Origin of the sequence: Peribacillus folii (genome assembly GCF_030271255.1) — a bacterium.
Lineage (GTDB): Bacteria > Bacillota > Bacilli > Bacillales > DSM-1321 > Peribacillus.
On record NZ_JASJOM010000010.1, the window covers coordinates 146,908 to 170,717 of the forward strand.

Below are 23,810 nucleotides of genomic sequence, written 5' to 3' on the forward strand. Positions count from 1 at the left end.
TTTCATTTTTTTTTTAGAAAGGCCCTTTTCGTAAAAATATTATTTTTAAACTAAGTTGAATTGCGATACTTCTGCCCCTGTTAAGCGAGCACTTAAGGGGGAATCAACCATACCGAATTACTTGGTAGCGATACTTCCTTCAAAAAAAGACGAAGCTGTTAAGCTTCATCCTTTGTCACTCATATATATGCACAGTTGGTTCGTCCTGGTTAGCTTCCCGGACAATGAGGGCTTCAGGTCCATTTACCGAGGTAATCGATACCTGTACGGAGATATATTTAGGGAACCGTTCCATTACAAGTCCAGCCACATATTGGGTAAAGCCGATCGCTTCCGAATTCCCGTAAAATTGAATGGGAATATCAATGTTCAAGCTCTGTAATTGGTCGTCCATATAAAACGCCCTGCCAATGACTCCGTTAAAGTTAGGGAAATACTCTTCGACATCTTCTTTGAAGTTCGTGAAAGTATTGACGTCATCCCGATATTTCTTTTCAGCACTCGCAGAAGGGAAAAGGAAATACTCTTCATCCAGGTCATTCCATTTTCCAATGCTATTGGAGTTCTGGTTGATATTAGTGTAAGAAATGAAATTCCCCGGCACTACGGAGGATTTTTCATTTTGCTCGAATAAGGCAATCGTAATCGGGACGTTTTTCAGCTTGTCCATCGATCGCAGCCTTTTCAAGACCTCGGCTGCAATTTTTTCACCTTCTTGCTTAAGCTTCTTACTATCGATTTTCTGTTCATAGGTGGCTCCATAGGCTTCCTTTTGGTAATAATGCACGGAATTTAACGCAAGACCTATTACTACTCCGCCAAGCTTCACTGAATTGTCCTTTGACTTAACCAAGTAATTATGTTCCAGTATGTGAGCAAGATAAATAGGATTTTCTTCATTCCGCTTATCGATGTCCCCTTTACCGGGATCAAGCGGATTCAAGCCCAGGTTTTCCGAGGGTTTCAAATCCTTTTCTTTCAGCTGGCTATTGGTGAATTTCCTGTTCAGCCAAGAGGAAATCGTAGAGCTGCTAAGCATTTGCCCTTCTTGAAATAGATATTTCTCCGGATCGAATTGAGTTTGGGCCAGCCTCATCAGTCCATTTTCGAATTCCTCAATATCATAGCGGGTATTTAAATTCGATACGACCAAACCGCGGGCTTTTGAAGGCTCAAACGGAAGGATTGTTTGATAATATTCTTCCGAAATTTTATACTTCGGAATGATTGCCGTTTCTTTTTTGTCTTTGGAATCTTGCACTACCTCTTGCTTATCTTCAAAACTAGGCGCACAGCCAGCAAGAAGCAGTATAAGAACCATCCCCAAAATAGAGTGTTTCCTCATAACTACACCTCTTATTTTTTTAGTTCCTCAACCAGTCTCTCTTCATCCCAAACCTCGACGCCTAAGCTTTCTGCTTTAACCAGTTTTGATCCGGCATCTTCTCCAGCCACGACCAAATTGGTTTTCTTGCTGACGCTTCCGGCAACGTTGGCTCCAAGCGCTTCTAATTTCTCTTTAGCTTCATTACGTGTCAGCTGATGCAATTTACCAGTTAAAACGACCGTTTTCCCGGCAAAAAATGAATCGATTTCCTCGACGGGAACAGCTCTCGCCCCTTTAAAAGCAAGGTTCACGCCCGCCGCTTCCAGCTCATTCAATAGCGCATGGACTTCCTCCAGCTCAAAATATGCGACGATCGAGTCCGCCATCTTATCGCCAATTTCATTGATGGACGTTAATTCCTCACGGCTTGCCTTACTTAAGGCTTCCATCGTGCCAAATTCCCGAGCCAGTGTTTTTGCCGCTTTCGAGCCAACATGCCGAATCCCTAACCCGAATAATAATTTTTCCAATGAATTGGATTTTGAAGCCTCGATCGCTTGAAGGAGTTTATTGACCGACTTATCGCCCATCCGTTCCAATGCGATCAATTGATCATATGTAAGCTTATAAATATCAGCCACATCTTGTATCAGTTCTTCTTTAAACAGCAGGCTTATCACTTTCTCACCTAGACTGTCAATATTCATGGCCGTTCGGGATACAAAGTGAATCAGGCCTTCCCGTATTTGTGCAGGACACTTTGGATTGATGCAGCGTAAGGCAACCTCCCCATCCAGACGGACAAGTTCACTGCTGCATTCCGGGCATTCGGTCGGCATCTGGAACTCCATTTCATCCCCAGTCCGGCGCTCTGCCAGAACATTGACCACCTCTGGGATGATGTCACCGGCTTTTTTAACGACCACTTGGTCTCCGATCCTGATGTCCTTTTCTCGGATCAAATCTTCGTTATGCAGCGATGCCCGCTGCACAGTCGTGCCCGCCACCCGAACAGGATCCAGAATGGCAGTCGGCGTCAAGACACCCGTACGGCCCACATTCAGTTCGATATCCCTTAGTGTCGTGATGACCTCTTCAGCCGGGAATTTATAGGCGATCGCCCATCTCGGGCTTTTGGCAGTGTAACCTAATTCATCCTGTTGTTCAAGGGAATCTACTTTTACGACAATCCCATCAATATCATAGGCTAAGTTTGGCCGTTGCTCCGTCCATTTTACTATATAGGCTAGCACTTCCTCTATATTGGAGCATGTTTTTCTTTCCCGATTCGTCTTGAACCCGAGGCGATCCAATAAATCCATGCCCTCACTTTGGCTGGTAACGCCCGTTTCGCCCAAATCCGCAATCGCGTAAAGGAAAATATCGAGGTTCCGTTTTGCAGCAAGTTTTGGGTCAAGCTGCCTTAATGACCCAGCAGCCGCATTCCGAGGATTCGCAAACGGTTCTTCACCACGTTCTTCCTTGACCATATTCAGAGATTCGAATGATTTTTTTGGCATGAATGCCTCACCGCGCACCTCAATGGAGATGGGCTCCCGCAGTTTCAATGGAATTGACTTGATCGTTTTCAGATTTGCGGTGATATCCTCACCGATCGTTCCATCTCCCCGGGTTGCCCCTCTTACGAAAAATCCATTCTCATACTGCAAAGTGACGGCAAGTCCATCTATTTTCAATTCACACACATATGAAAAATTGTCTCCTACAGCTTGGCGGACCTTCCTATCGAAATCGCGTAAATCACTTTCATCGAAAGCATTTCCCAAGCTAAGCATCGGTGTCTTGTGCTCCACTTTTTCAAACATATCCAAAATCGCTCCGCCGACCCGCTGTGTTGGTGAGTCTGGGGTTTGCAGTTCTGGAAATTGCTCCTCATACTCGATAAGATCACGGAGCAATCGGTCATATTCGGCGTCAGGCACTGATGGCTGATCCATCACGTAATATTCGTAGCTGTATTGGTTCAATAACGTTTGCAGTTCTATCACTTTCTTCTCTGCAGCTTTTAAGTCCATACATTCAATCCTTTCTAAAGAAGACTCACCGCACTTCCATTTGGAAGAGCGGTGTCTATAGTCAGATATTCTTATTCTTTACCAGTATACGGATAATATTAGTTTACGCTTTTTCAACTGGTGCAAATTTGGCCAATAGGCGCTTGATGCCAATTGGACTTGGAAATGCAATATCCAGTTCCTTTCCTTCGCCTTCCCCTTTAACGCTCACGACGGTTCCTACGCCCCACTTCTTATGCGATGCGCGGTCACCGACAGCCCAGCCGATCTCTTCACCGCCTGTTGCAGATGGTGCAGAAACAGCCCTTCCGAATGCAGGTGCTTTTCTTGTCGATGCTGCTGGCGAAGTGCTGGTTCTTGCTGAAGAACTGAAAGGTGTTTGCCTTGCCCTTGAAGCCGGCTTCGGTTTCAAATCTTCAATAAGCTCAGCAGGAATTTCACCGATGAAACGTGAAACGGGATTCATGCTCGTACGCCCATATAATGTACGCATTTGGGCATTGCTTATGAATAGCTCATTCTCAGCCCGCGTAATTCCTACATAAGCAAGACGGCGTTCTTCCTCCATCTCTTCTTCATCCATGAGCGAGCGGCTATGAGGGAAAACTCCCTCCTCTAGTCCCAGTAAGAAGACTACCGGATATTCCAATCCCTTTGCTGAATGCAGCGTCATCAACGTTACCGTATTCGTAGCCTCTTCCGCATTCTCATCGAGCTGGTCAATATCGGCCACTAATGCCAGATCCGTTAAAAAGCCTACCAATGACTTGTCGTCACTATTGCTTTCAAATGCTTGCGTAACGGATAAAAACTCGTCGATATTTTCAAGCCGGCTTTGTGATTCGATCGTCTTTTCCGCCTGAAGCATCTCTCGGTAACCGGTTTTCTTTATCACTTCTTCCACCAATTCCGTCACCGATAAGTACTCTTGCTGATTGGTATAATTCGTAATTAACGTATGGAATTCCCTTGCCGCCTTGGTGGCCTTTCCGCTTATCCCGACCATTTCAACGGATTCAAGAGCTTTATAAATCGAAACATCATATTGATTGGCATAATCCGCGACTTTGTCCATTGAAGTTGCACCAATACCGCGTTTTGGCACATTAATCACACGGCGGAGGCTGATGTCATCATCAGGATTGGCTATAAGACGCAGATAGGCAAGCAGGTCCTTAATCTCTTTACGGTCATAGAACTTGGTGCCTCCGACGATCGAATAGTTTATGTTGGATTTAAGCAGTACTTCCTCCATTACACGTGATTGTGCGTTTGTCCTATATAGGATCGCTATATCGGCATATTTTCTGCTGCCATCCTGAACCAGCTCATTAATCTTCCCGGCTACGAACTGCGCTTCTGCTTGTTCATTATCCGCGCGGTAATAAAATAGCTTATTGCCGTCGGCATTCTCTGTCCAAAGATTTTTTGGCTTCCGATTTTGATTATTATCAATGACCTTATTCGCCGCTTCCAAAATCTTTTTCGTCGAGCGGTAATTCTGTTCGAGGAAAATCATGTTGGCATTGGGATAATCCTTTTCAAAGGAAAGGATATTCGCGATATCCGCACCGCGCCAACGATAGATTGATTGATCTGAGTCCCCGACAACACAGAGGTTACGGAAGCGTGAAGCCAGTAGTTTAACAAGCATATATTGTGCCCTGTTCGTATCTTGATACTCATCGACATGAATATATTGGAACTTGCGCTGATAATACTCAAGCACTTCCGGAACAAGCTGGAAAAGTTGAATCGTCATCATGATCAGGTCATCGAAATCGAGTGCTGAATTTTTCCGCAGCCGTTTTTGATACTCCGTATATACCTCGGCCGTTACTTTAGTGAAGAAATCCGATGCGGTTTTCATATATTCTTCCGGACCAACCAATTCATTTTTCGCTGAACTGATGCTGCCCAAGATGGCACGGTAATCATATTTCTTCGTATCCATATTTCGTTCCTTCATGATCTGCTTGATCACTGATTGCTGGTCGGTCGTATCCAATATCGAAAAATTCCTATTGAATCCGATTCGATCGATATCCCTACGCAAAATGCGGACACACATCGAGTGGAAGGTGGAAATCCAGATATCCTCGGAGGCTCCCCCAAGAATGGCGCGAATCCTCTCCTTCATCTCACGTGCCGCTTTATTGGTGAACGTGATGGCCAGGATATTCCAAGGTGCTATCTCCTTTTCGACCATCAAGTAAGCTATTCGGTGAGTCAGCACACGCGTCTTTCCACTGCCAGCTCCAGCCATGATCAATAGTGGGCCATCTGTCGCTTTTACTGCTTTTTGTTGCTGTTCATTCAAGCCTGTTAGTAATTTTTCCGCTAAATATTGCATTATCACACCACCTATACGAACATTCGTTTTCGTTTTAGTATACTACATTTATTTCGTTTTTTCATTTCACTGCTGCAACTGTGGCTAGTGCCACCTTCAGATCATCATAAATCACGTTGCCGACAACGATGACATCGGCAAACTGCGCCATCTCTTGTGCCTGTTCAACCGACTTTATACCGCCGCCATAAAATAAGACAGTATTCTCCAGGTTCTCTTTGGCCGCTTCCACCATCTGGACATTTCCATAAGCACCGCTGTATTCCAAATAAAAAATCGGCAAGTTGAACATCTTCTCGGCCATCATTGCGTAAGCTCCCACATCATCCATATCCAGGTCTGTATTGGCTTTCGTCAATTGCGCCGCTTTACACTCAGGATTCAGGATGCAATAGCCTTCAACGAAAATCTCATCCCAATTCAACAAATATCCGTATTCTTTAACTGCCTGCTGATGCAGCTTCATCATCCAGTCGGGGTTGGAGCTATTGAGGACGCTCGGAATGAAATATAAATCGAAGCCCGGCGTCACTGTTTCAACAGAAGAAATCTCCATCACGCATGGGACGGTATACCGTCTGATCCGTGCCATTAGATGAAGAACATTCTCAAGCGTGATTCCATCCGTTCCTCCGACCATGATTGCGTCAGTACCGGATTCACAGACTTTTTCCAACGCCTCATCACTTATTTCTTTATTTGGATCGAGCTTGAAAACATGTTTCCACTCGCGAAAATCGTACATTATTATCCTCCATTCACACTTCCCATTACACCATTATAGCATTAAGATTTTTCATTAAAAATGAGAAGTATCGATAAAATCTTTACCAAAAAAAATTGGCAATTTTAAGGAAGGGAAACGCTGTGATGCACTAAACCGAAAAGAAAAAGCCGGGAATGGGTTCCTCGGCTTTTTCTAATTCACCATATTAAAATAGATAGCATTAAGTTTCAGTCGTTTCCTCAACGTTTTCCTTAATACGGTTAAGAGCCATTGTATATGCGTCATTCCCGTAATTCAAACAGCGTTTGACCCTTGAAATCGTTGCTGTGCTTGCGCCCGTTTCCGTTTCAATCTTGTGGTAGGTTTTACCTTCTTCAAGCATCCTCGCCACTTCTAGACGCTGCGCTAAAGATGAAATTTCATTCACTGTACATAAATCATCAAAAAATCGATAGCATTCGTCCAAATCACGCAAGGAAAGGATCGACTTGAACAGCTGATCCGTTTCTTTACCTCTTAATTTATCAATTTGCATGGTACTCCCCCTCAATTTCACGGGTATCAGAATGAGACATCTTTTCCTAAACCAGGTTGATCCGGAATGATATTGATCCAAGTTTTCCCCGGGATCAACCCTGCTTCCTCATCGTTTTTGACTGGTATGATCCGCCCATCCTCATTGACCCATTTTACCTCATTCACTTTTCCTTGTTGAAGTAAATAACCTTTTCCGCCGCTTTTCAAATCGATTTTGCGACGTCCCTTTTCGTCAATCACTTGATGATCGGCTTCAATGATCAATATATTATCGAGTAAAATTGGATTTTGCGATTTATATTCGACTGTTTGTTCACCATTCGAATAACGTTTATATTTCTTATCCGTGGCATCGTATTCATATTCAACATCGTACTCTTTTAAACCATAGGATATTTCGGCTTTGAGTGCCGGTTCTCCTTGAAGTCCAGCTGCTTCTTCCTTTGAAAGGAAAGTGAATGGCTCTGGTGCGCCCTCCATTTCATATCCCTTTTCCTTCGCACCTTTTAGGATGTTAGCAAAAGAGATGTAGGAATTATGCGGTGCTTTTCGATCGTCCGAGCGTTGAAACAAAGTTCCATCATAATATAATCCGTTCAAGTTATCAATATACCCTTTGCCGAGCATGGTTTTCGCCTCGGGGCTATTCCCATGGCATACGTAGAGGCAATCGAGGCCTTTAGCCATTTCGATATAGTAGTCCCTTGCACTACGAATCGGACCGATCTGGCTGGGCTCTTCACTTTGGAAGATAGCTAAAAATCTGGTTATATCACCCTCTGCGAGCATTTCGTATACTATATCGGCTTCAGAGAGGCCGGATTGCGGCCTTGCCTGTGGATGGTTATTAATCATCACGGCTACAGCCCTTTGCTCGATGCTTTCATCGGTGAATTCACCAGTAAGTGGAAACTTATTGCGAGGTTCATCTTTCACATCTGTGTTTTTTTTATCAGCCTGGTCTTTCGTCTTACTGTCATCCAATGCAGGTTCTTCTTTAGCCGAACAGCCTGCCAGCAGTAAAATAGCCAAAACGATGAAAAGAACTCTCTTAAGATTCATCTCTCCACTCCTCTGATTTATTAGCACTTTCTTCTCTTATATTTTAACGCATTATAGTAGGAAAGAGTATAGTTTTATTCATAACATCATACACTCCCCGTTGAGTCAGCCTTATATAAGGGAGATGGGTCGTCGAAAAGAATGAAAGTGTGTACACTGGGTCGTCGAAGCGATATCCCCTCTCGCACAGCAATCTTTTCAGCTCATTCTCTTCCTTGATCAGTTCAGGTACCTCCTTGGCCGACATGATTCCTTGCAATTTTAGAGGAAGTTCATGGATCACCTTGCCATGCTCGGTTAAAATGATGCCGCCGCCAATTTCCTTCAAGCGCCTGAATGCCAAATGCATATCCTGCTTGCGCTTGCCAATCAGGATGATGTCTCCTGTATTCGTATAAGATCCTGCAAAGCCGCAAAGTTTATTGGCAAAGCCTTTCAGGATCGTATTTATCCGCCATTTCCCTTCCCGATCAATAAGCATGAAAAAACATTCGTCATCATCAAAGTTCAGCTCTTCATGCCCAACATCATTGGAAAGGGAGTATGGCTTCGTAATTACATTATTGACCAGTTCGATCCCGAACGGCATCGAAAACTCAAAATCTTCCTTTAAACTAAGATCCCAATCAAGATCAAGAGGCTTAAAATCGAAATCACTCCATTCGATTTCCTGTTCATCAGGGATGATCTCACCATCCCTTTTCACCCACTTCCCCTTCGCCATTACGGAAACCGGAGCAGGTTCATTAATATCGGTGAGGAAGTTGATGTTCGCTACCCTTCCCGTAGCAATATTCCCATGAAGGTATTCAATATTATAATATCGGGCGATATTGATGGTTGCCATATTATAGGCATCAATGACAGGTACGCCATGCTCTATCGCTATTTTGATCAAGCAGTCTATGAAACCACCCTCATAAAAAGACGGCGGCGATCCATCCGTCGTATAGAAGAATTTGTCGTATTGATCAATTCCCAGTTCATGGATTTCTGAAATCAGCTTAGGCAGATCCGGACGGATCGATGAATGCCTTAGCGATACATAATAGCCTTGCAGCAGACGGGACATGACTTCTTCTCCCGTCATCGCTTCATGGTCACAGTCTGCACCGAAAAGGGTCATTTTTGCCAGCGTCTTCTCGGATGCCCCTGGAAAGTGGCCTTCGATTTTCTTTCTCATTCGCTTCGCTTCCTGAATCCAATGCAGCATCATGTCATCACCGTCAAGAAGCTTCGGCCATCCTGTCAATTCCCCTCCCTGTAAAACGGCATCATGCTCCAGCCAGGATTTGACCGCTCCATGGGAGAATACCGTGTCTTCATCGATCAGTTCGGTCTGACCGTCAAAACGGCTCCACCAATACATTGTAACAGGAATGTTACGCAATTCTTTCAAAAGAGAAAACGCTTTCTTTTTATCTAACTGCAAGAGAAACGGCAAGTTATCATTGATTAATGTCGTTGTCCCAAAATGGGATGCATAACGTGAAAAGGAAAGGGGATTATACAATTGAGAAGGATGTGAGTGCGGCTCAATATATCCCGGGACCAAATACTGGTTTGTGCAATCGACCAATTCACAATGGTTCATATTATCTGGAAGCTTTTCGCCAACATAGATGATGCGATCCTCATATATCCATATGTTCGCCTTCACCCATTTTCGTAAAGCTTGATTTAAATAAGTCGCATTTTTAAGCAGGATGTGTGGGGCCCTATTGCCATCCAGCACATCTATATGTTCTCTAAGATGTTTATTTTTCCATCTATAGCGCTGTTCAAGCATAAACATTCCCCCATAATTTTTTAGAAACAAATGTATAAAAAAAACCATTTTCAATCCAATTTTATTTCATAGTAACATACTTGCATCATTAGGACAGTAATGTAATCCGGAATATTGTTAAATTTTTGTGAAGGGATGGACATAATCATGAAGTTTAAACAAAATATCAGTATAATAAATGCATTAATGCGAATTACCTGCGGCTTAACCCTCCTTACATGGGCAGCGGCAAAGATGGTGAAAAAACCGTGGAAAAAGCAATCCTATCTCGTCGTAGTCATGCTTTCTGCCATGAAAATAGGCGAAGGGATCCTCCGCTATTGTCCCATCGTCGATGCTATGGAGAATGGGCAAGCTACGATGAAGAAGGAACGCATTCAGGAAAAGGTCACGCATCCATCAGAGAGCAACTAATTTTTTTCTCCTATAGAAGAAGCTGACTCCGATGAGAGTCAGCTTCTTCCATTTTTCATGAAAAATTGTATTGGATTGCACGATAACCGATATCGGTACGCCAAAACACCCCGGATTTTTCCACATGACCTAACTCTTTATATACCTTAGACTGGGCTGAAGCCAAATCTTTCCCTTTTGCAGCAATCAACAGAACACGGCCACCATTTGAGACGAATTCACCCTCGCTGTTGAGAGCTGTCCCGGCGTGATATATATGGGCATGGCAATCAATCTTCTCCAACCCTTTGATGACTGAATCTTTTTTATAATCGCCAGGATACCCATCTGCTGCCACGACGACTCCAAGAACGGCTTCTTCATGCCACTCAAGCTGCAAATCCGCACCTGAAAGAACTGCTTCAAGCGTATCAAGGAAGTCCGTCTTCAGTCGCGGTAAAACCACTTGCGTCTCCGGATCGCCAAAACGGGCATTGAACTCTATGACTTTCGTTCCCTTTTCAGTCGCGATCAGCCCTGCATATAATATGCCTGTAAAACTGCGATTTTCGGAAATCAATGCTTGTACTGTTGGCTGAAGAATCGTTTCCACGGCTGAACGAACCATTTCATCCGTAATTTGTGGCACGGGTGAGTAAGCGCCCATTCCGCCCGTATTAGGTCCCTGATCTCCATCGAAAGCCCGCTTGTGATCTTGCGCGATGACCATAGGATACACTTTTTCCCCATTAACGAATGCCATCAGCGAGAATTCCTCGCCATCAAGGAATTCTTCAATGACGACCTTGGCAGAAGCTTCTCCAAACTTAGCCCCGACCAGCATATCATGGATGGCGGCCAACGCCTCTTCCATCGACATTGCGACAACTACGCCCTTGCCAGCAGCGAGTCCATCCGCCTTGATTACGATCGGCACCCCGATTTTTTCGATATATGCCTTTGCACAATCATAGTCGGTGAATGTTTCATATTCCGCTGTTGGAATGCTGTAATTCTTCATCAAATCCTTAGCAAAGGATTTGCTTCCTTCAATGACAGCAGCGCGGCCATTAGGGCCGAATGCCTTCAAGCCCGCTTCCGTAAAATCATCAACGATTCCGTTCAGCAATGGCGTTTCTGGCCCGACCACAGTCAATGAAATGTCATTTGCCTTGGCAAAAGCGATTAACTCCCCATGATCGCTTTCACAAATCGGAACAAGTGTCGCCACATCCATCATGCCTGGATTCCCAGGTGCAGCAAAAACCGTCCCGACCCGATCGCTTTCGAATAGTTTACGGGCTATAGCGTGTTCCCTGCCGCCCCGGCCAATCACTAGTACATTCATTATCGCACCTCATCCTTATGATTAATGTTTAAAGTGACGAATTCCAGTTAACACCATCGCAATTCCATATTCATCAGCTTTTTTGATTGAGTCTTGATCTTTTACGGAGCCACCCGGCTGAATGATTGCCGTAACGCCCGCCTTCGCTGCAGCTTCGACCGTATCGTCCATCGGGAAGAAAGCATCCGATGCCAATGCACTTCCTGCGGCCCTTTCACCAGCTTGCTCCAGTGCAATTTTCGCGGCTCCGACACGGTTCATTTGCCCTGCGCCGACCCCTAAAGTCATTTGGTCATTACAGACGACGATTGCATTCGACTTTACATGCTTCACGATCTTCCAGCCAAGCTCCAAAGCCTTCCACTCTGCTGGTGTAGGCTCACGCTTCGTTGCAACCGTCACTTCTGCATCCTTCAAGCTATGTGCATCGCGGTCTTGAATGAGTAAGCCTCCTTCTATGGAAGTTAATTTACGTTCCGTTTTGTTGGCCTTATCGAATTCAATCGTTAGTAAACGAAGATTTTTCTTGCTCGTCAGGATGGCCGCTGCCTCGTCCGTAAACCCAGGAGCAATGATGATTTCTAGAAATATTTCATGAAGCCTCTCCGCAGTCGCCTGATCGACTTCACGGTTCAGGGCAATGATGCCGCCGAAAATGGAAGTGGCATCCGCTTCATAAGCCTTTTCATAAGCCTCCAAAATCGTATTCCCTACACCTACGCCGCAAGGATTCATATGCTTGACGGCAACGGCAGCCGGCTCATTGAATTCCCTGACGATTTGCAGCGCCGCATCGGCATCATTAATGTTGTTATATGAAAGTTCTTTTCCGTGTAATTGCTTCGCATTTGCAATCGAAAAAACGGAACCAAGCGGTTTTTTATAGAATGCAGCTTTTTGATGAGGATTTTCCCCGTAACGAAGCGACTGTTTCAATTCATAGGTAACAGTCAATGATTCAGGATTTTCTTCGTCGGCAAGCTCTGTCATATATTCCGAAATGACAGCGTCATATGCGGCTGTATGACGGAAGACCTTGGCTGCCAGACGGCGATTCGTGGTTTTTGATACGCTGCCGTCTTGCTTCAGCTCGGCCAATACAGCAGGGTAGTCATTGGAATCGACGATAACGGTCACATATTCGTGGTTTTTGGCAGAAGAACGCAGCATCGTCGGTCCGCCGATATCAATGTTTTCAATCGCATCTTCCACAGTGACTTCTGGCTTGGAGATTGTCGCCTGGAATGGATAAAGGTTTACACAGACTAATTGAATTGGCTCAATATCATGCTCTGCAAGCTGCGCCGCATGAGCCTTGTCATCATGTTTTGCCAACACCGCCCCATGCACATTCGGATGAAGTGTTTTCACACGCCCATCCAGGATTTCCGGAAAGCCAGTGACCTCACTGATTCCAATCACGTCAACACCATTATCCTGAAGCGTATTTTTCGTACCTCCTGTTGAAATGATTTCAAATCCTGCCTCAATTAAACCTTGCGCAAATTCGATGATGCCCGTTTTATCCGATACACTGATTAAAGCACGTTTTTTCATGTTAAGTTGGTCCCTCCATTAAGTAAGTTGCTGTTTACAAAGCTGCTGCAAAACGGACGGATATAGATCATGCTCCGTTTCCTGAATCCGTTTTTGAAGATTGTCAATCGTATCTCCAGCAAGGATCGGCACCGTTTTTTGGATAATGATCGGTCCAGTGTCCATTCCTTCATCGACATAATGTATTGTGACACCAGTTTCCTTCACTCCAGCCTCATATGCTTGGCCAACAGCATCCTTGCCTGGAAAATCAGGCAGGAGCGAAGGATGGATATTCACGATGCTTTGTGGATACTCTTGTAATAATGTCGGACCTATCAAGCGCATATATCCGGCCAGAATGATCATATCCACATCACGTTGCTGAAGTTCAGTCAGGATTTCCGCTTCAAACTCAGCCTTGTTAGAGTAATCCTTCGCTGAAAAGGAGAAGGATTGTACATTTTCAAGCCTTGCCCTCTCCAGTACATAAGCGTCTTTTCGATCACAAACGACCAGACAGATTTCCGCCTTCACCTTTCCGTCCTTTATCGCATTTGCAATTGATTGAAAGTTACTACCGTTACCTGATGCAAAGACAGCCAGACGCTTCATTATTTGAACGACACTCCATTTCCTGACACAATCGTCCCGATAATCGATGCTTCTTCACCACAAGCTTGCAGGTAGGCCAGCACATCATCTGCTTCTTCTTTTCTCACGATCGCCGTCATTCCGATCCCCATATTGAATATATTGAACATTTCCTCTTCCACAAGGCTTCCTTTTTTTTCAAGCAAGGAAAATATAGTTGGTATTTCCCAGCTTCCAAGCTCAATCTCCGCACCGCATCCATCTGGTAGAATCCTTGGGATATTTTCGATGAACCCGCCGCCTGTAATATGGGCAAGACCCTTGATTTCAAACTTTTCCAATGTCGATAAAATGGACTTCACATAAATCTTGGTCGGTTTCAGCAGCTCCTCGCCCAACTTGCAATCTAGCTGTGGCACGAAATCATGCAGATCCATTCCCGCATCTTCAAGAAGGATTTTACGAACAAGCGAATAACCATTGCTGTGGATGCCGCTTGAAGCCAGTCCAATAACGACATCGCCCGCTTGAATCGATTCGCCCGTTATCAAACGTGATTTTTCGACTGCACCGACGGTGAAACCTGCGACATCATATTCTTCGGTCTCATACATCCCCGGCATTTCTGCCGTTTCACCGCCTATTAATGCGCATCCCGCTTGTTCACAGCCATCCGCAATCCCTTTGACAATCATTTCGATTCGTACCGGATCGGCTTTGCCGCAGGCTATATAATCTAAAAAGTACAAAGGTGCAGCGCCTTGAACGACAACATCGTTGACGCACATCGCTACACAATCCACTCCGATTGTATCGTGTTTATCCATCATGAACGCCAACAAAAGTTTCGTACCCACTCCATCCGTTCCTGAAATGAGCACCGGTTCTTTAAGGTTCAAGGAAGACAAATCAAACATGCCCCCGAAGCCGCCCAGTCCATTCATCACTTCTGGACGGAATGTGCGTTTTACATGTTTTTTCATTCGATTTACCGCTTCATAACCAGCCTCAATATCCACACCGGCCTGTTTATAGGCATTAGCCATTTGGAATCCCCCTCCGAAAATCAATCTGCATGTCCGACATGATCAGCATTTCGTTTTTTCCCGTTCGTATTCAAAAATTTCAGTCGGATAATTCCCGGTGAAACAAGCTAGGCATGAACCACGCGTTTCTCCTGCAAAAGGACGGCCAATCGCTTCGACCATGCCTTCGACACTTAAGAAGGTTAAGGAATCCGCACCAATGATTTCTCTAATTTCCTCCACCGATTTAGAGTTCGCTATCAATTCTTCTTTTTTGGATGTATCTATTCCGTAAAAACAAGGATTCTTGATCGGCGGCGAACTGATGACTACATGGACTTCCTTCGCACCTGCATCTTTTAGCATGCCGACGATCCTTCTGCTTGTAGTCCCCCGGACAATGGAATCATCGACCATGATCACCCGCTTGCCTTCCACGACCCCTCTTACGGGAGAAAGCTTCATCTTCACGCCTTGTTCACGCAGACTCTGCGAAGGTTGAATGAAGGTCCTGCCCACATAGCGGTTTTTGATTAAGCCCATTTCATAAGGAATGCCCGCGGCTTCGGCATAGCCAATCGCTGCCGATATGCTGGAATCGGGTACACCCGTTACGACATCCGCTTCAATTCTGGCTTCCAGTGCCATTTGCTTGCCGAGGTTTTTACGTGCCGTATGAACATTGATTCCATCAATATTGCTATCCGGACGTGAAAAATAGACATACTCCATCGTACACATCGCCTGTTGACTGGAAAGTGAAAAGTACTCGGATGTGATACCCTCATCAGTGATGACAACAAGTTCGCCGGGCTCAATATCTCGGATGAATTCTGCACCTACGATATCAAGGGCGCAGGTTTCGGATGCAGCAAAATAGGCATCGCCCACTTTCCCTAAGGAAAGCGGCCGGAAACCATGCGGATCTCTCGCCATGATCATTTGGTTTTCCGTCATGATGACGAAAGCATACGCACCCTTCAGCATGCTTAAACTGTTTTTAACGGAATCCCTGACATCCGAGTAGCCGGACCTTTTGATCAGATGTGCCAGCACTTCCGTATCCGATGTCGTTTGAAAGATGCTTCCCTGTGCCTCAAGCTGTGCTTTTAACTGGTTTGCATTGACGATATTCCCATTATGGGCAAGGGCCAGGCCGCCTGTATGCGAGTTGAACAAGAAAGGCTGAACGTTTTGATACCCGCCGCCGCCTGCCGTTGTATAACGAACATGGCCGATTGCCGCTTTTCCGCTGCCGGAAAGTGAGTGCATTTTTTCAGCCGTGAAGATCTCCGTGACGAGACCTTCACCTTTAGAGATGGACATCTGCTCGCCATCCGTGACGACGATGCCCGCTCCCTCCTGACCGCGATGCTGCAGGCTATGCAATCCATAATAAGCAAGCTGCGCTGCATCAGGGTGCCCCCAGACTCCGACTACCCCGCATTCTTCGTTAAGGCTCCTTATTTCAGCAAGCATGGTATAGCTCCCTTCCAAGCTGTTTGCAATTCATTAACGTCCGCTTCCAATACAGGACCATCATTGCCTGATGTTACGACCAGCTTCCGATCCTCCGTTACGGAGCCTATGCATACCGCATCTTCCACAAGCGCTTCGAAAGCCTCTTTGTTTTCAGGTTTGATGGAAAGCAAGAAGCGTGATTGCGTTTCACTGAATAGTTCGGATACCGCTTCACTGGAAATATTCACTTTCGCCCCAAGCTTGCCTGAACCGAATAAAGATTCAGCTAATGCGACTGCCAGACCGCCTTCCGAAAGATCATGTGCTGATGCAACAAGGCCGGTTTGGATCGCTGCGAGGATTTGCTGCTGACGTTTTTGTTCAACGGTCAAATCAAGTTCCGGTGCCCGTCCAAAGATCTTCCCTTCAAGCATTTTTTGCAATTCACTGCCGCCAAACTCCACTTTTGCTTCACCGATAACGTAAATCAGGTCGGATTCAGTCTTAAACGTTTGTGTAGTGATATGCTCAAGTTCATTAACAAGGCCGACCATTCCTACCACAGGTGTCGGATAAACCGCTTCGCCATTCGTTTCATTGTAAAGCGAAACATTTCCGCCAATGACTGGCGTGCTTAAACTCCTGCAAGCCTCACTCATGCCATCAGCCGCTTTTTCCAGCTGCCAAAAGATTTCAGGTTTTTCCGGGTTGCCAAAATTCAGGCAATCCGTTATTGCCAATGGCTCCGCACCTGAGCAAATGATATTGCGGGCTGCTTCAGCGACCGCGATTTTCCCGCCTGTTTCAGGATCAAGATAAATATAGCGGGAGTTGCAATCCGTCGTCATCGCAAGGGCCTTATTCGTTCCCCTGACACGTACTACAGCTGCATCGGAACCAGGTGAAACCACCGTATTCGTACGGACCATGTAATCATATTGATCGTAAACCCATTCCTTGCTTGAAATGGTCGGTTGCTTCAATAGTGCTAATAGTGTTTCTTTATAATCTTCAATGATCGGCACTTCAGCCTTCATGCTTTGGAAGTCACGGAAATATTGCGGTTCCGCGGATGGCTTATGGTAGATCGGAGCTTCTTCCGCCAAGGCGTCAACCGGAACCTCCGCAACGATTTCACCTTGATGCGTTAAGATCAGTTTTTTATCGTCCGTCACTTCACCAACTGCAACTGCTTCTAAATCATACTTCGTGAACAAATCGACGATTTCCTGTTCACGGCCTTTCGTGACTACGATGAGCATCCGCTCTTGTGATTCGGAAAGCATCATTTCATAGGCTGTCATCCCTGTTTCACGCTGCGGCACCAAGTCCAGGTTCATTTTAATGCCGGAACCCGCTTTACTTGCCATCTCGGCAGATGAGCTGGTAAGCCCTGCAGCGCCCATATCCTGAATGCCGACAAGGGCATCGTTTTGAATCAATTCAAGGCATGCCTCCAGAAGCAGCTTCTCCATGAAAGGGTCTCCCACTTGAACGGCTGGGCGTTTCTCTTCGGATGACTCTGACAGTTCTTCTGATGCAAATGTGGCACCATGGATGCCGTCTCGGCCAGTTTTTGCCCCCACATACATGACGGTGTTTCCCACTCCGTGCGCCTGGCCTTTTTTTATATCCTTATGATCGATCAAGCCGACGCACATGGCATTGACTAACGGATTTCCTTCATAAGATGGGTCGAATTGGATCTCACCGCCAACAGTCGGTATCCCGATGCAATTCCCGTAACCGGCAATCCCGGCAACGACTTCTTTGAATAAGTATTTCACGCGATCATTATCAAGTTCGCCAAAGCGAAGTGAATTCAGCATCGCAATCGGACGTGCCCCCATGGAGAATACGTCACGGATGATTCCGCCGACACCAGTGGCGGCGCCTTGGTAAGGTTCGATGGCTGATGGGTGGTTATGACTTTCAATTTTGAAAACGACGGCCTGGTCATCACCGATATCAACGATACCCGCACCTTCACCAGGACCTTGCAGCACTTTCTCTCCCGTAATCGGGAATTTCCTTAAGATGGGTTTTGAGTTTTTGTAGGAACAATGCTCCGACCACATAACGGAAAACAATCCTGTTTCCGTATAATTCGGCAGTCTGCCTAAGATTTTCTCCACCATGGCAAATTCTTCATCGGAAAGCCCCATACTTGCGTACAATCGCTCCGATTTAATTTTATCCGGACTTGGTTCAAGCTGTAATAACATGTGATTCCCTCCAGTTTTTTACGATGGATTGAAAAATCTTTAAGCCGTCTTTACTGCCAAGCAGTGAGTCAACAGCACGTTCGGGATGAGGCATCATTCCGAGGACATTTCCTTGTTCATTTGTAATTCCCGCTATTTGTTCCAAGCTTCCGTTTGGATTTTCACCATCATAGGTGAACAAGATGCGGTTATCTCGTTTCAATTCAGCCAATGTTTCAGCATCACAGTAGTAATTCCCTTCACCATGTGCAACCGGAATCGTAACCGTTTCATGCAATTCATAGCCTGATGTAAACATCGATTGATTGTTTTCAACCTTCAGTCCTACATTGCGGCAAATGAATTTCAAGCCTTCATTTCGACGCATCGCTCCTGGTAAAAGGCCTGCTTCAAGTAAAATCTGAAAACCATTGCAAACACCTAGAACAGGCTTCCCTGCTTGAGCCGCTTTTACGACTTCGGCCATGACATTGGAAAAACGGGCAATCGCTCCAGAGCGTAAATAGTCTCCATAGGAGAATCCTCCGGGAAGAAGAATCCCGTCATACTGATCTAGGTTCTCTGTGGAATGCCATACATACTCCACTTCCTCCCCAAGGGCATCCTTTATCGCATGGTACATATCAACATCACAATTGGAGCCAGGGAAAACGATGACAGCAAATTTCATCGGGTGATAACCTCCTCAACATCATAACGGTAAGACTCGATTACCGTATTGGCCAAAAGTTTTTCACACATTTCTTTTACAAGCTGATCTAAATCACGATCGGTATCCTCAATGGTAAGTTCAATGTATTTCCCCACCCGAACATCACTCACTTCGTTATAAGTCAGGCTATGAAGTGATTGTTGGACTGCTGCTCCCTGTGGATCCAGTACACTTTCCCTAAGTGTGATATATACTTTAACCTTATGCATGTTGAATGCCCTCCAATTTTGCTAGAATTTTTTCGTAAGCATCTGTTAAACTGCCTAAATCACGACGGAATACATCTTTGTCTAATTTTTCATTCGTTGTAGCGTCCCATAAGCGGCAAGTATCCGGCGAGATTTCGTCAGCCAGCAGAATGTCACCATTCGGTGTTTTTCCGAATTCCAATTTAAAATCTATCAATCTGATATTCAGCTCTTTGAAAAATGAGGTTAGGATGGTATTGATTTCCTGTGCCTTTTCTTTTAAAACCAATATATCTTCCTTGCTGGCCAGTTCCAATTCTTCAATATGGTCTTCCGTTAACAGAGGATCTCCGAGCTCGTCATCTTTATAGTAAAACTCAGTCAGTGCTTTCTTGAGGGGCTGGCCTTCCTTCATGCCCGTTCTTTTGGAAAAACTGCCCGCAGCCGTATTCCTGACGACGACTTCAAGGGGAATGATGGAGACTTTTTTGACTAGCTGCTCGCTGTCAGAAAGCATTTCAATAAAATGGGACGGAATATTTTCCTGGGCAAGCTTTGAAAATAGTAAACTGGTAATTTGATTGTTCAGCCTGCCTTTGCCGGCAATTTCCGATTTCTTCTCACCATTGAACGCCGTTGCCGAATCCTTATATTCCACCCATACTATTTCACTGTTGTCCGTTGCATAAATCTGCTTCGCTTTCCCTTCATACAGCAATTCTCGTTTTTCCATCCGTCAAGCCCCCCGCATTGTGAATATTATGAATTTTCCTGCCATTGAACAGGCTTGGCAAACAGGGGAAAGACTAAGCGTCCCTGTTTGCCGCCTGCCATTTTATAAACCTAAACGATCAAAGATCACATCAACATTTTTCAAGTGATGTGTAGGATCGAAGCAATCATCAAGCTCCTCTTTCGTAAGCAAGCTTGTGATTTTATCATCCTTTTCAATCAGGCTTCTGAACGGAACCTGCTGCTCCCACGCTTCCATCGCTTTCGGTTGGACTGTATCATATGCTTCTTCACGAACAAGCCCTTTATCGATAAGCGAAAGCAACACACGTTGCGAGAAGATCAAGCCTAGAGTACGGTCCATGTTGCGTTTCATGTTTTCCGGATAAACGGTTAGGTTTTTAACGATATTGCTGAACCGGTTCAGCATATAGTTTAAAGCGATCGTTGCATCCGGCAAGATGATGCGCTCAGCTGAAGAATGCGAAATGTCACGTTCATGCCATAACGCCACATTCTCATAAGCTGTCATCATATAACCGCGGATGACACGGGCCATTCCCGTCATATTTTCAGAACCAATCGGATTCCGTTTATGAGGCATTGCCGACGATCCTTTTTGTCCTTTTGCAAAGAACTCTTCCACTTCACGTGTTTCACTTTTTTGCAAGCCGCGGATTTCGACTGCGAACTTTTCAATCGATGTCGCAATCAGCGCCAATGTACTCATATAATGGGCATGGCGATCGCGCTGCAATGTTTGCGTCGAAATGGGCGCTGCTTCAAGTCCAAGCTTTTCGCAAACGTATTGTTCGACAAACGGGTCGATGTTCGCATAAGTTCCCACAGCCCCGGAGATCTTCCCAACCTCGATGTTCTTTCTCGCCTCATCGAAGCGTTCGACATTGCGCTTCATTTCTTGATACCATAGTGCCAGCTTCAAGCCGAAAGTCGTCGGTTCTGCATGAACTCCGTGTGTACGTCCCATTTGAATCGTGTATTTATGTTCTTTAGCTTTATTTTTCAGGATCTCGACGAAATTATTCAAATCCTTTGAAAGGATCTCATTCGCTTGCTTAATCACATAAGAAAGCGCCGTGTCGACTACATCCGTCGAAGTCAGTCCGTAATGAACCCACTTCCGCTCTTCACCCAGCGTTTCGGATACCGCACGTGTAAAGGCAACAACATCATGGCGTGTATCCTTTTCGATTTCATTGATGCGCTCCACATCGAATGTAGCATTTTCACGAAGCAGCTTCACGTCTTCCTTCGGAATGACGCCAAGCTCAGACCACGCTTCACAAGCTAAAATCTCGACTTCCAGCCACGCATTAAAGCGGTTCGTTTCTGTCCAAATACTTCCCATCTCTGGGCGGGTATAACGTTCAATCATTTTACTTCCTCCGTTTCAACCTGTTGTTTCCAAATTTTGCTTCGATCACTTTCCAAAAGAGCTTCCTCAACCGTTGAACGTAAAATATTCACATGCCCCATTTTACGCTTAAGCATGGCTTCCTTCTTTCCATAAAGATGAATTTTCCAATCTGAAAGCTCAGGGATTTCATCCATTAAAGGCCCGAGATGCTCGCCTAGGATGTTGACCATTACCACCGGCTTCAATAATGCCGTATTTCCAAGCTCCCAATTGCAGACAGCCCTTATATGCTGTTCGAACTGTGAAGTTTCGCATGCTTCCATCGTATAATGTCCCGAGTTATGAGGTCTTGGTGCCAATTCATTAATGATGATCTCATCCTGATCGGTTAAAAACATTTCAACAGCCAATGTCCCAATCAACTCAAGGTTTTCGGCAAGCTGCAATGCCTCATTGATAGCTTTCGTTTCAGCTTGCTGACTGATGCGGGCTGGAACTATGCTTTTATGAAGAATGTTATCAATATGAATGTTTTCCGCTATCGGAAAATGAGTTGCCTCACCATTTGCTTTACGCGTCACGATAATGGAGATTTCTTTTATGAAAGGAATCCAGGCTTCCAGCACACATACACCTGTTTTGAGCAGGGAATCAGCCTTTTTTATATCGTCTTCTTCCTTGATGACCAACTGCCCTTTTCCATCATAACCGCCCCGGGTCGTTTTTAACACACTAGGGTACCCTATTTTTTCTATATGAAGGTAAATTTCCGAGATATCCTGTATTTCCTGATAAGGAGCAACCGATGCCCCTGCGTCAGAAATGGCCTTTTTTTCAGTAAGGCGATCCTGTGTCAGCTTCAATAATTCGGAGCCCTGCGGAAGATATGCATGCTGCTTTAACCAATCCAACGCTTCCGAACTGATATTCTCAAACTCATAAGTTATGACGTCACTGACTTCCGCCAACCTTTTCAATGCATCTATATCGTCATAGGCACCTATGATTTCAACATCCGCCACTTGCGCGCATGGACCTTCTGCAGTTGGCTCTAAGACTGCTATCCTAAAACCCGATGCCTTGGCCGAGAGGGCCATCATCCTTCCTAATTGTCCCCCGCCGATTATCCCAATGGTCTGTCCCGGTAAAATGGTTGTATTATTTAAGTTGTTCACTGCTTCTTAACACCTTTTCCCTGGTTTCGTCTCTTAAAGCTTCCAATCTCCCTGCAATTTCAGGATCGAAAGCCGCTAGCATTTGAGCTGCGAACAATCCGGCATTGACTGCGCCGGCTTTTCCGATTGCCACCGTCGCAACCGGTATGCCACCAGGCATTTGCACGATTGATAATAACGAATCCATCCCGTTCAATGCCTTTGATTGTATCGGTACGCCAATCACAGGAACAATCGTTTTGGCGGCTGTCATTCCTGGAAGGTGCGCTGCCCCGCCTGCCCCCGCAATGATCACCTTAATGTCTCTATCTTTTGCACTCTCTGCATACTCAAATAATAAATCTGGTGTCCTGTGGGCGGAAACGACTCTTTTTTCATAGGGAATTTCTAGCTGTTCCAATGATTCACACGCGTACTTCATCGTTTCCCAATCCGAGACACTTCCCATAATAACCCCAACCTGCGGTTTCATACTTTTCCCTCCAACACTCAAATTGTCGCGTCCGAATATGCAGAAGGACGCTTTTTGCTATCTATCACCTATAAATTAAAAAACCGGACGGATTGCTTCCTCATCGAGGAAGCGATCCGTCCGGAAAAGAAAGCCTTTGAAAAAAAACGCAAAAAGACTTGGCTAAATTCCGAATTAGTCAGATGCTTCTCTCATAGTCCGATGATTTACGGTCATCAGGTAGAAACTTTTGGGCCATATCCCCATGATTATATGAGATGTATTAATGTACCTTCATCTTACCGTCCGGCTATTTTAATGTCAAGTTAAAATCGAATATTTTAACATAAAAATAAATGATCGTTCGTGTTTTACTCGATTAATTTTGCTTCGAATACAATTTTTCGGTCAATTGGATCGTAATGAACTTTTCCATTTTCCATTCTCTCGGCAAAAATCGGTTCTTCCGTCCTTCTTACGGGAAAGTACCCTGCTGCCTTTATTCGATCCAGGCAAGCATCAATCGTCTCACCTTCATTAACTTCAAATTTCACCTTACTCTTTTTACCCACACTATTGTTTCCTTTCTTTTTCTATTTACCTTACCGTTTGCCTTTCCGATCATTGAAATGCTTCCTAGTATATAGAAGTGAACACACAAAGGCAAGGAATTAAAACTGGTTATTCGTTTGGCGGCCGTTTACACACTCTTTTTGTCTGAAATGCCGCTCTTTACTTGTATGCAAAAAAAGATCAGCCGA

Annotated in this window: 21 protein-coding genes and 1 riboswitch; of the genes, 1 reads left to right on the forward strand and 20 read right to left on the reverse strand. The window is 45.1% G+C overall.

Annotated features, from left to right (window positions below):
- Positions 1-175 precede the first annotated feature (175 nt).
- The 7 genes from QNI08_RS17440 to QNI08_RS17470 form a co-directional block, all read right to left on the reverse strand.
- A complete protein-coding gene (locus QNI08_RS17440) occupies positions 176-1,345 on the reverse strand; it encodes a CamS family sex pheromone protein (RefSeq protein ID WP_285768666.1) in 1,170 nt (389 codons plus the stop codon).
- A gap of 11 nt (positions 1,346-1,356) precedes the next feature.
- The gene (ligA, locus tag QNI08_RS17445; RefSeq protein WP_285768667.1) at positions 1,357-3,363 is read right to left on the reverse strand and encodes an NAD-dependent DNA ligase LigA; all 2,007 of its coding nucleotides are present in this window, start codon (positions 3,361-3,363) and stop codon (positions 1,357-1,359) included.
- Between the two features lie 103 nt (positions 3,364-3,466).
- The gene (gene pcrA / locus QNI08_RS17450; RefSeq protein ID WP_285768668.1) at positions 3,467-5,716 is read right to left on the reverse strand and encodes a DNA helicase PcrA; all 2,250 of its coding nucleotides are present in this window, start codon (positions 5,714-5,716) and stop codon (positions 3,467-3,469) included.
- 61 nt (positions 5,717-5,777) lie between these two features.
- On the reverse strand, positions 5,778-6,461 hold the full coding sequence (gene pcrB, locus QNI08_RS17455; RefSeq protein WP_285768669.1) for a heptaprenylglyceryl phosphate synthase: 684 nt from the start codon (positions 6,459-6,461) through the stop codon (positions 5,778-5,780).
- A 202-nt stretch (positions 6,462-6,663) separates the two neighbouring features.
- Positions 6,664-6,978 (reverse strand): YerC/YecD family TrpR-related protein, encoded by a 315-nt coding sequence (locus QNI08_RS17460; protein WP_285768670.1) that lies wholly within the window; start codon positions 6,976-6,978, stop codon positions 6,664-6,666.
- Between the two features lie 26 nt (positions 6,979-7,004).
- Complete coding sequence (locus tag QNI08_RS17465; protein WP_285768671.1) at positions 7,005-8,042, reverse strand: DUF3048 domain-containing protein; 1,038 nt, start codon at positions 8,040-8,042, stop codon at positions 7,005-7,007.
- A 43-nt stretch (positions 8,043-8,085) separates the two neighbouring features.
- Complete coding sequence (locus QNI08_RS17470; protein ID WP_285768672.1) at positions 8,086-9,831, reverse strand: adenine deaminase C-terminal domain-containing protein; 1,746 nt, start codon at positions 9,829-9,831, stop codon at positions 8,086-8,088.
- Positions 9,832-9,978: 147 nt separating this feature from the next.
- Between QNI08_RS17470 and QNI08_RS17475 the strand changes: the two genes are divergently transcribed.
- Positions 9,979-10,245, forward strand: a complete 267-nt coding sequence (locus QNI08_RS17475; RefSeq protein ID WP_285768673.1) for a YgaP-like transmembrane domain — start codon at positions 9,979-9,981, stop codon at positions 10,243-10,245.
- 55 nt (positions 10,246-10,300) lie between these two features.
- Here QNI08_RS17475 and purD read toward each other — a convergent pair whose 3' ends face one another.
- The 13 genes from purD to QNI08_RS17540 form a co-directional block, all read right to left on the reverse strand.
- A complete protein-coding gene (gene purD / locus QNI08_RS17480) occupies positions 10,301-11,572 on the reverse strand; it encodes a phosphoribosylamine--glycine ligase (protein ID WP_285768674.1) in 1,272 nt (423 codons plus the stop codon).
- A gap of 21 nt (positions 11,573-11,593) precedes the next feature.
- Positions 11,594-13,129 carry a bifunctional phosphoribosylaminoimidazolecarboxamide formyltransferase/IMP cyclohydrolase gene (gene purH, locus QNI08_RS17485; RefSeq protein ID WP_285768675.1) on the reverse strand — a complete coding sequence of 512 codons (1,536 nt, stop codon included), beginning with the start codon at positions 13,127-13,129 and terminating at the stop codon, positions 11,594-11,596.
- Between the two features lie 18 nt (positions 13,130-13,147).
- Positions 13,148-13,723 (reverse strand): phosphoribosylglycinamide formyltransferase, encoded by a 576-nt coding sequence (gene purN, locus QNI08_RS17490; RefSeq protein ID WP_285768676.1) that lies wholly within the window; start codon positions 13,721-13,723, stop codon positions 13,148-13,150.
- Positions 13,723-14,748 carry a phosphoribosylformylglycinamidine cyclo-ligase gene (gene purM, locus QNI08_RS17495; protein ID WP_285768677.1) on the reverse strand — a complete coding sequence of 342 codons (1,026 nt, stop codon included), beginning with the start codon at positions 14,746-14,748 and terminating at the stop codon, positions 13,723-13,725. Before purM ends, purN begins: the two co-directional genes overlap by 1 nt.
- Before the next feature lie 42 nt (positions 14,749-14,790).
- Positions 14,791-16,206 carry an amidophosphoribosyltransferase gene (gene purF, locus QNI08_RS17500; RefSeq protein ID WP_285768678.1) on the reverse strand — a complete coding sequence of 472 codons (1,416 nt, stop codon included), beginning with the start codon at positions 16,204-16,206 and terminating at the stop codon, positions 14,791-14,793.
- Complete coding sequence (gene purL, locus QNI08_RS17505) at positions 16,191-18,413, reverse strand: phosphoribosylformylglycinamidine synthase subunit PurL (RefSeq protein WP_285768679.1); 2,223 nt, start codon at positions 18,411-18,413, stop codon at positions 16,191-16,193. Before purL ends, purF begins: the two co-directional genes overlap by 16 nt.
- The gene (purQ, locus tag QNI08_RS17510) at positions 18,397-19,083 is read right to left on the reverse strand and encodes a phosphoribosylformylglycinamidine synthase subunit PurQ (protein WP_285768680.1); all 687 of its coding nucleotides are present in this window, start codon (positions 19,081-19,083) and stop codon (positions 18,397-18,399) included. The genes purL and purQ overlap by 17 nt, the downstream gene beginning before the upstream one ends.
- Positions 19,080-19,334: a phosphoribosylformylglycinamidine synthase subunit PurS gene (gene purS / locus QNI08_RS17515; RefSeq protein ID WP_285768681.1), complete on the reverse strand. Its 255-nt coding sequence runs from the start codon at positions 19,332-19,334 to the stop codon at positions 19,080-19,082. Before purS ends, purQ begins: the two co-directional genes overlap by 4 nt.
- Complete coding sequence (purC, locus tag QNI08_RS17520; protein ID WP_285768682.1) at positions 19,327-20,046, reverse strand: phosphoribosylaminoimidazolesuccinocarboxamide synthase; 720 nt, start codon at positions 20,044-20,046, stop codon at positions 19,327-19,329. The genes purS and purC overlap by 8 nt, the downstream gene beginning before the upstream one ends.
- Before the next feature lie 102 nt (positions 20,047-20,148).
- Positions 20,149-21,441, reverse strand: a complete 1,293-nt coding sequence (gene purB, locus QNI08_RS17525; protein ID WP_285768683.1) for an adenylosuccinate lyase — start codon at positions 21,439-21,441, stop codon at positions 20,149-20,151.
- Complete coding sequence (gene purK / locus QNI08_RS17530) at positions 21,438-22,598, reverse strand: 5-(carboxyamino)imidazole ribonucleotide synthase (RefSeq protein WP_285768684.1); 1,161 nt, start codon at positions 22,596-22,598, stop codon at positions 21,438-21,440. The genes purB and purK overlap by 4 nt, the downstream gene beginning before the upstream one ends.
- Entirely contained in the window at positions 22,582-23,070 is a 489-nt protein-coding gene (gene purE / locus QNI08_RS17535) for a 5-(carboxyamino)imidazole ribonucleotide mutase (protein ID WP_285768685.1), read from the reverse strand. The genes purK and purE overlap by 17 nt, the downstream gene beginning before the upstream one ends.
- Positions 23,071-23,244: 174 nt before the next feature.
- Positions 23,245-23,346: riboswitch (purine riboswitch) on the reverse strand.
- A gap of 74 nt (positions 23,347-23,420) precedes the next feature.
- Complete coding sequence (locus tag QNI08_RS17540) at positions 23,421-23,621, reverse strand: NETI motif-containing protein (protein WP_285768686.1); 201 nt, start codon at positions 23,619-23,621, stop codon at positions 23,421-23,423.
- Between the last annotated feature and the right edge of the window lie 189 nt (positions 23,622-23,810).

What these genes read in the sequence shown, in the direction of transcription:
- QNI08_RS17440 (WP_285768666.1), bottom strand. Translation starts at nt 1,345, where the DNA reads ATGAGGAAACACTCTATTTTGGGGATGGTTCTTATACTGCTTCTTGCT.
- ligA (WP_285768667.1), bottom strand. Translation starts at nt 3,363, where the DNA reads ATGGACTTAAAAGCTGCAGAGAAGAAAGTGATAGAACTGCAAACGTTA.
- pcrA (WP_285768668.1), bottom strand. Translation starts at nt 5,716, where the DNA reads ATGCAATATTTAGCGGAAAAATTACTAACAGGCTTGAATGAACAGCAA.
- pcrB (WP_285768669.1), bottom strand. Translation starts at nt 6,461, where the DNA reads ATGTACGATTTTCGCGAGTGGAAACATGTTTTCAAGCTCGATCCAAAT.
- QNI08_RS17460 (WP_285768670.1), bottom strand. Translation starts at nt 6,978, where the DNA reads ATGCAAATTGATAAATTAAGAGGTAAAGAAACGGATCAGCTGTTCAAG.
- QNI08_RS17465 (WP_285768671.1), bottom strand. Translation starts at nt 8,042, where the DNA reads ATGAATCTTAAGAGAGTTCTTTTCATCGTTTTGGCTATTTTACTGCTG.
- QNI08_RS17470 (WP_285768672.1), bottom strand. Translation starts at nt 9,831, where the DNA reads ATGCTTGAACAGCGCTATAGATGGAAAAATAAACATCTTAGAGAACAT.
- QNI08_RS17475 (WP_285768673.1), top strand. Translation starts at nt 9,979, where the DNA reads ATGAAGTTTAAACAAAATATCAGTATAATAAATGCATTAATGCGAATT.
- purD (WP_285768674.1), bottom strand. Translation starts at nt 11,572, where the DNA reads ATGAATGTACTAGTGATTGGCCGGGGCGGCAGGGAACACGCTATAGCC.
- purH (WP_285768675.1), bottom strand. Translation starts at nt 13,129, where the DNA reads ATGAAAAAACGTGCTTTAATCAGTGTATCGGATAAAACGGGCATCATC.
- purN (WP_285768676.1), bottom strand. Translation starts at nt 13,723, where the DNA reads ATGAAGCGTCTGGCTGTCTTTGCATCAGGTAACGGTAGTAACTTTCAA.
- purM (WP_285768677.1), bottom strand. Translation starts at nt 14,748, where the DNA reads ATGGCTAATGCCTATAAACAGGCCGGTGTGGATATTGAGGCTGGTTAT.
- purF (WP_285768678.1), bottom strand. Translation starts at nt 16,206, where the DNA reads ATGCTTGCTGAAATAAGGAGCCTTAACGAAGAATGCGGGGTAGTCGGA.
- purL (WP_285768679.1), bottom strand. Translation starts at nt 18,413, where the DNA reads ATGTTATTACAGCTTGAACCAAGTCCGGATAAAATTAAATCGGAGCGA.
- purQ (WP_285768680.1), bottom strand. Translation starts at nt 19,083, where the DNA reads ATGAAATTTGCTGTCATCGTTTTCCCTGGCTCCAATTGTGATGTTGAT.
- purS (WP_285768681.1), bottom strand. Translation starts at nt 19,334, where the DNA reads ATGCATAAGGTTAAAGTATATATCACACTTAGGGAAAGTGTACTGGAT.
- purC (WP_285768682.1), bottom strand. Translation starts at nt 20,046, where the DNA reads ATGGAAAAACGAGAATTGCTGTATGAAGGGAAAGCGAAGCAGATTTAT.
- purB (WP_285768683.1), bottom strand. Translation starts at nt 21,441, where the DNA reads ATGATTGAACGTTATACCCGCCCAGAGATGGGAAGTATTTGGACAGAA.
- purE (WP_285768685.1), bottom strand. Translation starts at nt 23,070, where the DNA reads ATGAAACCGCAGGTTGGGGTTATTATGGGAAGTGTCTCGGATTGGGAA.